At 73.3% G+C, this 10085-nt stretch carries 10 protein-coding genes and 1 pseudogene; 3 read left to right on the forward strand and 8 right to left on the reverse strand.

The genetic code is table 11. The features are described from left to right. Positions 1-11 precede the first annotated feature (11 nt). The 3 genes from I3F58_RS03185 to I3F58_RS03195 form a co-directional block, all read right to left on the reverse strand. On the reverse strand, positions 12-1301 hold the full coding sequence (locus I3F58_RS03185; RefSeq protein ID WP_374207897.1) for a PP2C family protein-serine/threonine phosphatase: 1290 nt from the start codon (positions 1299-1301) through the stop codon (positions 12-14). 176 nt (positions 1302-1477) lie between these two features. Next, the gene (locus I3F58_RS03190) at positions 1478-2578 is read right to left on the reverse strand and encodes a C40 family peptidase (protein ID WP_240106727.1); all 1101 of its coding nucleotides are present in this window, start codon (positions 2576-2578) and stop codon (positions 1478-1480) included. Between the two features lie 177 nt (positions 2579-2755). Further along, positions 2756-3586: a trans-aconitate 2-methyltransferase gene (locus I3F58_RS03195; protein WP_240106614.1), complete on the reverse strand. Its 831-nt coding sequence runs from the start codon at positions 3584-3586 to the stop codon at positions 2756-2758. 379 nt (positions 3587-3965) lie between these two features. Between I3F58_RS03195 and mshA the strand changes: the two genes are divergently transcribed. Together mshA and I3F58_RS03205 are read left to right on the forward strand one after the other, a co-directional pair. Further along, complete coding sequence (mshA, locus tag I3F58_RS03200; RefSeq protein WP_240106615.1) at positions 3966-5327, forward strand: D-inositol-3-phosphate glycosyltransferase; 1362 nt, start codon at positions 3966-3968, stop codon at positions 5325-5327. After that, a complete protein-coding gene (locus I3F58_RS03205) occupies positions 5320-5808 on the forward strand; it encodes a YbjN domain-containing protein (protein WP_240106616.1) in 489 nt (162 codons plus the stop codon). Before mshA ends, I3F58_RS03205 begins: the two co-directional genes overlap by 8 nt. Positions 5809-5875: 67 nt before the next feature. Here the strand turns inward: I3F58_RS03205 and I3F58_RS03210 are convergent, their stop codons facing one another. The 3 genes from I3F58_RS03210 to I3F58_RS03215 form a co-directional block, all read right to left on the reverse strand. Beyond that, positions 5876-6319, reverse strand: coding sequence for an NUDIX domain-containing protein (locus tag I3F58_RS03210; protein ID WP_240106617.1), 444 nt, complete (start codon positions 6317-6319; stop codon positions 5876-5878). After that, the gene (locus tag I3F58_RS29260) at positions 6316-6438 is read right to left on the reverse strand and encodes a hypothetical protein (RefSeq protein WP_275678049.1); all 123 of its coding nucleotides are present in this window, start codon (positions 6436-6438) and stop codon (positions 6316-6318) included. The genes I3F58_RS03210 and I3F58_RS29260 overlap by 4 nt, the downstream gene beginning before the upstream one ends. Before the next feature lie 295 nt (positions 6439-6733). Continuing rightward, the gene (locus tag I3F58_RS03215) at positions 6734-8017 is read right to left on the reverse strand and encodes an MFS transporter (RefSeq protein ID WP_240106618.1); all 1284 of its coding nucleotides are present in this window, start codon (positions 8015-8017) and stop codon (positions 6734-6736) included. Positions 8018-8281: 264 nt separating this feature from the next. On the opposite strand from I3F58_RS03215, the gene I3F58_RS03220 reads away from it, so the two are divergent. Next, a complete protein-coding gene (locus I3F58_RS03220; protein ID WP_240106619.1) occupies positions 8282-9043 on the forward strand; it encodes a phosphoglyceromutase in 762 nt (253 codons plus the stop codon). A gap of 80 nt (positions 9044-9123) precedes the next feature. On the opposite strand, the gene I3F58_RS03225 is transcribed toward I3F58_RS03220, so the two are convergent. Then, positions 9124-9420: a ribosomal protein L7/L12 gene (locus tag I3F58_RS03225; protein WP_240106620.1), complete on the reverse strand. Its 297-nt coding sequence runs from the start codon at positions 9418-9420 to the stop codon at positions 9124-9126. 14 nt (positions 9421-9434) lie between these two features. Continuing rightward, a pseudogene (locus I3F58_RS03230) lies at positions 9435-9776 on the reverse strand (site-specific integrase); the annotation flags it as partial. Between the last annotated feature and the right edge of the window lie 309 nt (positions 9777-10085).

Raw genomic sequence — 10085 nt, forward strand, 5'->3', positions numbered from 1 at the left:
GCCGTCCGAGGTCAGGCCCGGCCCGCCCGGTCCAGCAGCAGTACCGCCACATCGTCCGTCAGCTCGCCGCCGTTCAGCGTGCGCACCTCCGCCACGGCCGCCTCCAGCAGCTCCTCGCCGCCCAGCTCGCGTCCCAGCAGCGCGTCGACCATCGCGACCATGCCCTCCTGGCCCAGCCGCGGTGACCCGGGCCCCGCCGAGCGGCCCTCGATCAGGCCGTCCGTGTACATCATCAGGCTCCACGCGCCGCCCAGCTCGACCTGGCGGCGCGGCCAGCGGGCGCGCGGCAGCAGGCCCAGTGCGGGGCCCCCGTCCTCGTACGGGAGGAGCCGCGCCCCCTGTCCGGGGCGGGCGACCAGCGGCGCCGGGTGCCCGGCCAGGCACAGCCCGGCGCGGCGCCCGTCCGGGGCGATGTCCACAGTGCACAGGGTCGCGAAGATCTCCTCGCTCTCCCGCTCGTGCTCCAGCACCTGCTGGAGGGTCGACAGCAGCTCGTCGCCGCACAGCCCCGCGAAGGTCAGGGCCCGCCACGCGATGCGCAGCTCCACGCCCAGCGCCGCCTCGTCCGGGCCGTGCCCGCACACGTCACCGATCATGGCGTGCACGGTGCCGTCCGGGGTGCGGACCGTGTCGTAGAAGTCGCCGCCCAGCAGAGCGCGCTGGCGGCCCGGCCGGTACCGGGCGGCGAACCGCAGGTCCGAGCCCTGGAGCAGCGGCGTCGGCAGCAGGCCCCGCTCCAGGCGGGCGTTCTCCTGGGCCCGCAGCCGGGACTCGGCCAGTTTCACCTGCACCGAGTCGGCCCGTTTGCGCTCCACCGCGTACCGGATGGCCCGGCTGAGCAGCGGCCCGTCCAGCTCCTCCCGGAACAGCCGGTCCTGCGCCCCGGCCCGTACGGCCTCCGCGGCGAGTTCGGCCCGCTCGGACGTGGCCAGGACGAGCACGGCGTGGCGTGGGGCGACTTCCAGGACGCGGCGCAGCGCCGCGAGCGGGTCGTCGGCCTCACGGCGGGTGTCGGCCGCGAGGTCCAGGTCGAGCAGCACACAGTGCACGTCGTCGGTGAGCAGCCGCTCGGCCTCGGTGAGGTTGCGGGCCGTGCGGATACGGACCCGGCCGCCGGCCGCGTCGACCAGCTCGGGCACGGTGAACGTTCCCGCGGGGTCGTCCTCGACCAGCAGCAGGGTCAGGTCCCCGCTCGGTACGCCGGGCGGTTGCACCCTCTGTCGCTGTACGGGCGCGGGCGCGGGTACGGGCATCGGTTCGGTTTCCTTCCCTCCCCCCGAGGGCCGCGGGCGGGGTGTCAGGTCGACGTCCCGCCGCCCCGGACCATAGCGGCACACGGGGCCCGAACGGAATGGTGATCACCGAAGAGCCGGCGGCATATGACCCGCAAGCGGGAGGTAGTCGGGCACGTTCCCATGAGGAACATCACGCCGGGTCGGGGAGCTGCCGAAGCGGAGCGCCTTGTTGCCGTACGGCCCTATTTGTCCGGGCGGACCACGCCGAGGATCGGCATCGAGCCCGCGCCCGCCACCGTCACGTCCCGGCCGGGACGCGGGGCGTGGACCATCGAGCCGTCGCCTATGTACATCCCCACGTGCGTCGCGTCCGCGTAGTAGATGATCAGGTCGCCCGGCCGCATGTCCTTCACCGCCACGCGCGGCAGCAGCCGCCACTGTTCCTGCGACGTGCGCGGTATGCCCCGGCCCGCGGTGCCCCACGCGCGCTGCGTCAGCCCCGAGCAGTCGTACGAGTCCGGGCCTTCCGCCCCCCACACGTACGGCTTGCCGATCTGGGCCGTCGCGAACGCGATCGCGTCCCTGCCCTGCGGGCTCGCCGCGCGGTTGATCTCCTTCAGCGCGCCCGACTCCAGCCAGGCCGTCTGCTGCCGCTGCCGGTCCCGCTGCTCCAGCTCGCGCAGCCGCGTCCGCTCCTCGGCCGCCAGCCGCGACTCCAGCTTCTCCGCGGCGGCGATCTTCTCGTCGATGTGCTTCCGGGCCTCCTGCTGCGCGGACCGGTGCTGCTCCAGCCTGTTCCACTCGGTGCCGGCGTCCTGCGTGTACGTCTCCAGGTCCTGCTGGCGCCGCTCCAGCTCCGCGAGCAGGTCCCGCGTCGCCTTCTGTCCCTGTACGAGGCGTCCGGCGCCGTCCAGGAAGAGCTGCGGGTCGTCGGTGAGCACCAGCCTGGCCTCTTCCGGTATGCCGCCGCTGCGGTACTGGGCGCGGGCCGCCGCACCCGCGCGCTGCCGCAGCCGGTCGATGCGGGTCCGGCCGTCCGCGATGGCCCGGGAGAGCCGCGCGATCTCGGCGGACTGCTTCTCGGCCTGCTCCTCCGCGAGGTTGTACGCGTCCGTGGCGGCGCCGGCCTGGCGGTACAGGCCCTCGATCTCGGCGCGGACGTCCTCCAGGCTCTTCTTGCGGGTGCCGTCCGCCTCCCGGGGGCCGCCGGGGGCGGGGCTCGGCGCAGCGTGGGCGGGAGGGGCGACGGCGACGTTCGCGGCCGTGGTCGCGAGGACGGTCAGGGCGCAGGTCAGCGCACAGGCCGCGGCGAGCGCGCTCGCCGCGCGGCGGCGTCGGTCCACAGGCTTCACAGGTCCCCCTCCTGGCATACCTGGCGGCGAACGCGGGCTGACTTACCGTCAGTAACATGTGTGCCCAGGCGATCGTGCCATGTCACCCGCGAAAGTAACAGGCCGCGGTGACGGCGAGAGGGTGCGGGGCGTGGCCCTGCGGACGACCTGCCGCGCCGGGCGGCGTCCTCAAACTCCCTGCCCCGCCCACCCCCTGGGCGCCAGCGCCTCCCACCGCACCGTCAGCTCCCCCTGCCGCAGCCGCCTCCGCCCGTCCGCCAGGGGCCAGTCGGCCGCCAGCGCCCCCGCCGCGGCGATCCAGCGCTGCCGGGCGCCGAGCGAGGCGTACGGGGCCGCCGCGGCCCACGCCCGGTCGAAGTCGCGCAGGAACGTGTGCACCGGCTCGCCCGGCACGTTCCGGTGGATCAGCGCCTTCGGAAGCCGCTCCGCCAGGTCCGACGGCCGCTCCAGCGAGCCGAGCCGGGTGGCGAACGTCACCGTGCGCGGCCCCTCGGGCCCCAGCGCCACCCACACATGGCGGCGGCCGATCTCGTCGCAGGTGCCCTCCACCAGCAGCCCGTCCGGTGCCAGCCGCGCGCACAGCCGGGCCCACACGGCGGCGACGGCGTCCTCGTCGTACTGGCGCAGCACGTTCGCCGCGCGGATCAGCGCGACCGGCCCGTCCACCGGCACCTCGAAGCCGCCGTGCCGGAAGTCCAGGCCCTCGCACGCGTAGGGAGCGGCGGCGGCCACCCGCCCCGGGTCGATCTCGACGCCCACCACCCGCGCGCGCGGGTCGGCGTCCGCGCGCAGCCGCGCCAGCAGCTCGACGGCGGTCCAGGGCGCGGCCCCGTACCCCAGGTCCACGGCGACCGGCGGGGCGGCGCCGCGGCGCAGGGCGGGTCCGTGCGCCGCGGCGATCCAGCGGTCCATGCGGCGCAGCCGGTTCGGGTTGGTGGTCCCGCGGGTGGGCGCGCCGACGGGACGGCTGCCGGGGGAACGGGAACTGCGCGGGGCCATGACGACGAGCGTAGACGCTCGAGAACCGCCCGCCCCGCGCGTGGAGGCGCGCAGGCGGCGGGCCCGGGACGCCGGGCCGCGCCCACGGTCTCGCGACGGGGCGCGCACTGCCGCGAGGATCCCGCTGCCCGGCCGCTCGCACACGAGGGCAGGGAGTGGCCTGCGTGGGAGGCGCCGGGGACCGTCCCGGCCGCCCGGCCCGGGCCCGCCCCGCCGCTTCCACCCCGTAATGAATTGGCAAAGCGGAAATGAAGCGGGACGTCTCGGTGTTCTCCCCCTGCGGAGAGGGGACCGGACGCCGCCGTCCACCCTCTCCGTCGCTGTGCCCGCTCAGCCCGATGAACCTGGTAGACGCGCCCTGATCGGAAGGACCGACGACGTGAGCCAGTACGTGTCCCGGCTCGCCGGCACCCTGGTACCGCCGCCCCGGCTCCGGATGCCCGGACGCCCCCGGGCGATCCGCGGGCACCGCGCCCCCCGCCGGGTCGCCATGCTCAGCGTGCACACGTCCCCGCTGCACCAGCCCGGCACGGGCGACGCGGGGGGCATGAACGTGTACATCGTGGAGCTGGCCAGGCGCCTCGCCGCGATCGACGTCGAGGTCGAGATCTTCACCCGCACCACGGCGGCCGGGCTGCCCCCGTCGGTGGAGCTGGCGCCGGGCGTGCTCGTACGGCATGTCGAAGCGGGACCGTACGGGGGGCTGAGCAAGGAGGACCTGCCGGCCCAGCTGTGCGCCTTCACCCACGGCGTCATGCGCGCCTGGGCCGGGCACCGGCCCGGGCACTACGACCTGGTGCACTCCCACTACTGGCTCAGCGGGCACGTCGGCTGGCTGGCGGCCGAGCGGTGGGGCGCCCCGCTGGTGCACGCGATGCACACGATGGCCAAGGTCAAGAACGCGGCGCTCGCCGCGGGCGACACCCCGGAGCCCGAGTCCCGGGTGATCGGGGAGACCCAGATCGTACGGGCCTCCGACCGGCTCATCGCCAACACGGACGGCGAGGCGGAGGAGCTGGTCCACCACTACGAGGCGGACCCCGCGCGGGTGGCGGTGGTCCACCCGGGGGTGAACCTGGACCGGTTCCGCCCGGCCGACGGCCGGGCCGCGGCCCGCGCCCGGCTGGGCCTGCCCCAGGAGGCGTTCATCCCTCTGTTCGCGGGCCGCATACAGCCCCTGAAGGCTCCGGACGTGCTGCTGCACGCGGCGGCGCGGCTGCTCGACGAGGACCCGTCGCTGCGGGGCCGGATGGTCGTCCCCGTCGTCGGCGGGCCCAGCGGCAGCGGCCTGGCCAAACCGGAGGGCCTGCAGAAGCTGGCAGCCCGGCTGGGCGTCGCGGACGTGGTGCGCTTCCACCCGCCGGTGGCCCAGCAGGGGCTGGCCGACTGGTTCCGCGCGGCCAGCGTGCTGGTCATGCCCTCGCACAGCGAGTCCTTCGGCCTGGTCGCCATCGAGGCGCAGGCCACCGGCACGCCGGTCGTCGCGGCGTCCGTGGGGGGCCTGCCGGTGGCGGTCCGGCACGACGAGACCGGCTATCTGGTGGACGGCCACGACCCGGCCGACTACGCGCGCGTGCTGCGCCGTTTCGTCGACGACCCGACCCGGGTGCCCCGCATGGGCGAGGCGGCGGCACGGCACGCCCGCTCGTTCGGCTGGGAGCGTGCGGCGTCGGCCACGGCCGAGGTGTACGCGGCTGCGATGCACGAGCACCGCCGTCGCGTACGCTCGCCCCATGGCTGACGCACAGCAGATCATCGAGCGGACCCTGCAGGACGCCGACCTGACCTGGGAGTCACCCGAGCAGGGCGCGTACGTGGTCACCCTCCCCGGCACCAACAAGCTGTCGACCACCCTCTCCCTGCGCCTCGGCAACCACTCCCTGTCCCTGAACGCCTTCGTGATCCGCCACCCGGACGAGAACGAGTCCGGCGTCCACCGCTGGCTGCTGGAGCGCAACCTGAAGCTGTACGGCGTCGGCTTCGCCGTCGACCCGCTCGGGGACGTCTACCTGACCGGCAAGCTCCCCCTGTCCGCCGTCACCCCGGAGGAGCTGGACCGCCTGATGGGCTCCGTCCTGGAGGCGGCGGACGGTGCCTTCAACACCCTCCTGGAGCTGGGCTTCGCGTCCGCCATCCGCAAGGAGTACGAGTGGCGGGTCTCCCGCGGCGAATCGACCCGCAACCTGGAGGCCTTCGCCCACCTGACGCAGCCGTCGGGGTGACCTGCGGACGGGACGCCGCCTGACGGCCCCGGGCGGGTCTGCACGAGGCCGAAGCGTCGGCCGTGCCTTACGACCAACCGTGTTCGGTGAGCGGCTCGCCCCCTTCGAGGTAGCCGAGCAGCCCGGCGGCGGGGTACTCGATGATGTCCTCGGGCAGCTCGTGCACGGACCACCAGCGCAGGTCGAGACACTTCTCGGGCTCGCGGTTGACCGGCTCGCCCTGCCACGTCGTGGCCAGGAAGAACAGGCCGATTCGCTCAACCTCGGGACTCTGCTTGTGGTGCACGACGTGCACAAGCCGCAGGCGCTCGGGGTCGACCTCGACGCCGGTCTCTTCCCGCAGCTCGCGTGCGGCGCCGATGGTGAGCGGCTCGCCGGCGTCGAGCTTGCCCGAGGGGGCGTGCCACTGGCCGTAGCCGTACGGGCCCCCGCGCTGTGACAACAGGATCTTGTCGCCGTCGCGCAGGATCACATGCGTGTCGATCACGGGGGTCGCGGGTGATGCGTTCATGAGTTCACCGTGGGGTCGTCGTGCTTGGTGTGGTTGTCGACGCCACCTCCGGGAGGGGACAGGGCGTCGGCGATTCGCTTCGCCACATCCGTAGGGGTGGCGTCGGTCGAGTCGAGCACGAGCACCTCGACGCCGAGGGTCGTCAGCCTCTGTCAGCATCGCGGCAGAGCTCGACCTCCCGGGTCGGGGCGTCGTGGAAGCGGTGGCGCCTTCCGCGCTCGGCGAGGCGGGCCGCGACGGTCTCCGGTCGCGCGGTGGGGATCACGGCCGGGCCGGGCAGCAGGACATGCCGGTTCAGGGCGAGCGCGCAGGCGGCCTGGCAGAGCGGCCGGACGCGGGGAGTGACCGGGTGTACGGCACCCGGGTGTCCGTACGCCCCGGTCCGGTCCGTACGAGGCCGATGCCCCGTCCCCGCTATGAGGGCTGCTTCTCGCGCGTCTCACCGGCATGCCGTACCGGCGGCTGCGGGGACTTCGGGGCCACCGCCACCGTCTCCGTGTCCCGCGGTGCCTCCTCCGACAGGGCGCGGCGCAGCAGCAGGCCGTAGCCGGCCGCGGCTGCCGCGCCGATGAACGCGCAGGACAGCCACAGGACGACCGGTCCCGGGCCCTCCACGATCCAGCCGGCCGAGACGGGCGCGACGAAGCCGCCCACCGACCACGCCATGCCCATCACACCCTGGTAGCGGCCCCGGGCGTGGACCGGTGCCAGCCGGGCGGTCGCGGCGGCGTTGACCGGGACGAACACCATCTCGCCCAGCGTCCACACCACCACCGTCGCCGCGAACATCAGCGGCGTCGCCGCCAGCGCCGTCGCGCCCAGTCCCACCGCGAACAGCAGCGAGGACACCACCAGCAGCGTCACCGGCTTCCGCCGCTCGGTCACCCTGTTGACCAGCAGCTGCAGCGCGACGATCGCCACACCGTTGACGGCGATCACCGGACCGTACGACTCCGGCGGCAGGCCCGCGCCCGTCATCGTCAGCGGCAGTCCCACCCACGGCGTGATGAACAGCGTGCAGACCAGCAGGCTCAGCAGGACGAGTGTCCGGAACGGGCCGTCCCGGAGGATGTCCAGCGTCGACAGCTTCTGCTGTGCGGCGGCCCCGGCATCCGGTTCGCCGTGCTCGCCCTCACCGGTCTCCGGCCGCGTCTCCGGCAGTTTCAGGAACACGATCAGCGCGCACAGCACCACCGCGCACGCCTCCACCACGAACAGCGTCCGGTAGCCGAAGACCAGCGCCGCGCCGCCGCCCGTCGCCGCGATGGCGAAGCCCAGGTTCAGCGCCCAGTAGTTCAGCGCGTACGCGCGCCGCCGGTCCGGTTCAGGCACCTGGTCCGCGATGGTCGCGCTGATCGCCGGCCGCACCGCCTGCATGGCCACGCCCATCAGCAGCACGACCGCCGCGACCGCCCAGGGGCTGGTCACCACCGCCAGGGCCAGCGCGCCGGCAGCCCCGCCGAGCTGCCCGGCCACCATCGTGGGCCGCCGTCCCCACCGGTCGCTCAGGATGCCGCCAAGCGGCGACCCGGCGATGCCGCCGAGCCCGTGCAGGGCGATGACGAGCCCCGCGTACCAGCCCGAGAAGCCCAGCTCCTGGGTGAGGAAGAGGGACAGGAAGGTGAGGACGAACGCGCCCGTACGGTTCACCAGCGTCGACAGCCACAGCCACCAGAAGCCGGGGGGCAGGCCGGACACGGTGGCGCGTGCGGATCGTATGAGCGGGACGAGAAACACGCGGGCTCCCCTGCGGCGGCGGCATCTCAGCGGCTGTGAGTGGCGGTAAGTGGCAGTAAGTGGCTGTCCGGACGCCTGGAACTTACGGGGCGTACCCACCGTCCTGCCACCGAATTGACGGCGACCGTCAACAGTCCGCGAGCGGTCCCGCCCCGTGTGCGCCCGGCCCGTCCGGCCTGTGAGCGCCGCCGTCACCCGTAGGACGCGTCCATTAGGCTCGTACGCATGGCCGACGCACCGTACAAGCTGATCCTGCTCCGCCACGGCGAGAGCGAGTGGAACGCGAAGAACCTGTTCACCGGCTGGGTGGACGTCAACCTCACCGAGAAGGGCGAGAAGGAGGCGGTCCGGGGCGGTGAGCTGATGACGGACGCCGGACTGCTCCCCGACGTCCTGCACACCTCCCTCCAGAAGCGCGCGATCCGCACCGCGCAGCTCGCCCTGGAGGCCGCCGACCGCCACTGGATCCCGGTGCACCGCTCCTGGCGGCTGAACGAGCGCCACTACGGCGCCCTGCAGGGCAAGGACAAGGCGCAGACGCTCGCGGAGTTCGGCGAGGAGCAGTTCATGCTGTGGCGCCGCTCCTACGACACACCGCCGCCGGCTCTGGCCGACGACAACGAGTTCTCGCAGGCCCACGACCCGCGCTACGCCTCGATCCCGAGCGAGCTGCGCCCGCGCACCGAGTGCCTGAAGGACGTCGTCCAGCGGATGCTGCCGTACTGGTACGACGGCATCGTCCCTGACCTGCTGGCCGGCCGCACGGTCCTGATCGCCGCCCACGGCAACAGCCTGCGCGCGCTGGTCAAGCACCTGGACGGCATCTCCGACGCCGACATCGCGGGCCTGAACATCCCGACGGGCATCCCGCTGTACTACGAGCTGGACGCCGACTTCCGCCCGGTCACCCCCGGCGGCCGGTACCTCGACCCGCAGGCCGCGGCGGCGGCCATCGAGGCGGTCAAGAACCAGGGCAAGAAGAAGTAAGCGCCCACGCGTAAGCCCCCTGCCTGCGGTTTCTCCGCTGGGAGGGGGCTTTTCGCTGCCTCTGGGCCGTCTCTGGGCCGTCAGGGCGATGGAGTCGCGCGCTCTCCGGGCTCTGGCTCCTGTCTCCACTCCGCTCTGGCACCGGCGCTCTGGAGCACAGCGACAGCGGACTGGGCCCTGTACGCAGACAGGCCCTCAAGGAGGGCGACGGGCGCTTGGCGTGCCAGTACCCGGCTGTGCCACAAGCTTAGCCCGGTCACTTTGCGCACGGCTCGGATCACATCCAACTCGCGGGCCCCGCAGTCGATGAGCACCGCCTCGTGGGACGGGTCGTCGCAGAGCAGCGTGTAGTACTCGGTGGACTCCTCGTCGGACATCTCGCCCTCCTGCCTCAGCGAACGGGAGCGTATGCGCCCTCGAAGACGGCAGCCACGGCTTTTCGGGTGCGCTCCTGGCTGGACGGCATGAGGTTTGCGTACACGCGGAGGGGCAGACCCGGGTCCGAGTGACCGAGGTACTCGGCGAGGGATTTGATGTTCTCGACCGCATCCAGGAGTACCGAGGCGTAGAAGTGGCGGAGGGCGCGCATGCCGTTCTCGCGTGACTCGGCGTACTAACCGCCCGGGGATCACGCCGGCGCTCGCTTCCACACCTCCTCGTTCAGAGACGTGCGCCACACATGCCCGCCGCGCGGCCTGGTGAAGATCAGCTGTTTCGTCACCGGAGGTCCGTCCGTCACGGGCCGGCCGCCTTGGCTTGCTCTGTTCACGGCACAGGCATGGTGGCTGAGACCGGTGTGGGTGCGGCGAGACACGCGCGCGCCTGTACGGTCGGCTGACCCGCCGTCGTGGCTGACTGTCGTTGGCTGAGGCTCAGACGCTCCGGGGCCCAGCGCCAAGGGAGTTCGAGGCGAAGGGGCCGTGCCGTTCGCGCGCCAGATCCTACGGGAACCCACGGGGAAAAGCGGGGACTGGCCGCCGGGTGCGACCAGGGCTGCAACACCGCTCCGCCACAGGTCAGCGCCACAACCGCCGTCAAGAAA

Source organism: Streptomyces sp. MUM 203J, assembly GCF_022414595.1.
Taxonomy (GTDB): Bacteria; Actinomycetota; Actinomycetes; order Streptomycetales; family Streptomycetaceae; genus Streptomyces.

Excerpts from the sequence above, each read along its gene's own strand:
- I3F58_RS03210 (WP_240106617.1), bottom strand. The coding sequence starts at position 6,319 with ATGAACGCATCACCCGCGACCCCCGTGATCGACACGCATGTGATCCTG.
- I3F58_RS03220 (WP_240106619.1), top strand. The coding sequence starts at position 8,282 with ATGGCCGACGCACCGTACAAGCTGATCCTGCTCCGCCACGGCGAGAGC.
- I3F58_RS03225 (WP_240106620.1), bottom strand. The coding sequence starts at position 9,420 with ATGTCCGACGAGGAGTCCACCGAGTACTACACGCTGCTCTGCGACGAC.
- I3F58_RS03205 (WP_240106616.1), top strand. The coding sequence starts at position 5,320 with ATGGCTGACGCACAGCAGATCATCGAGCGGACCCTGCAGGACGCCGAC.
- I3F58_RS03195 (WP_240106614.1), bottom strand. The coding sequence starts at position 3,586 with ATGGCCCCGCGCAGTTCCCGTTCCCCCGGCAGCCGTCCCGTCGGCGCG.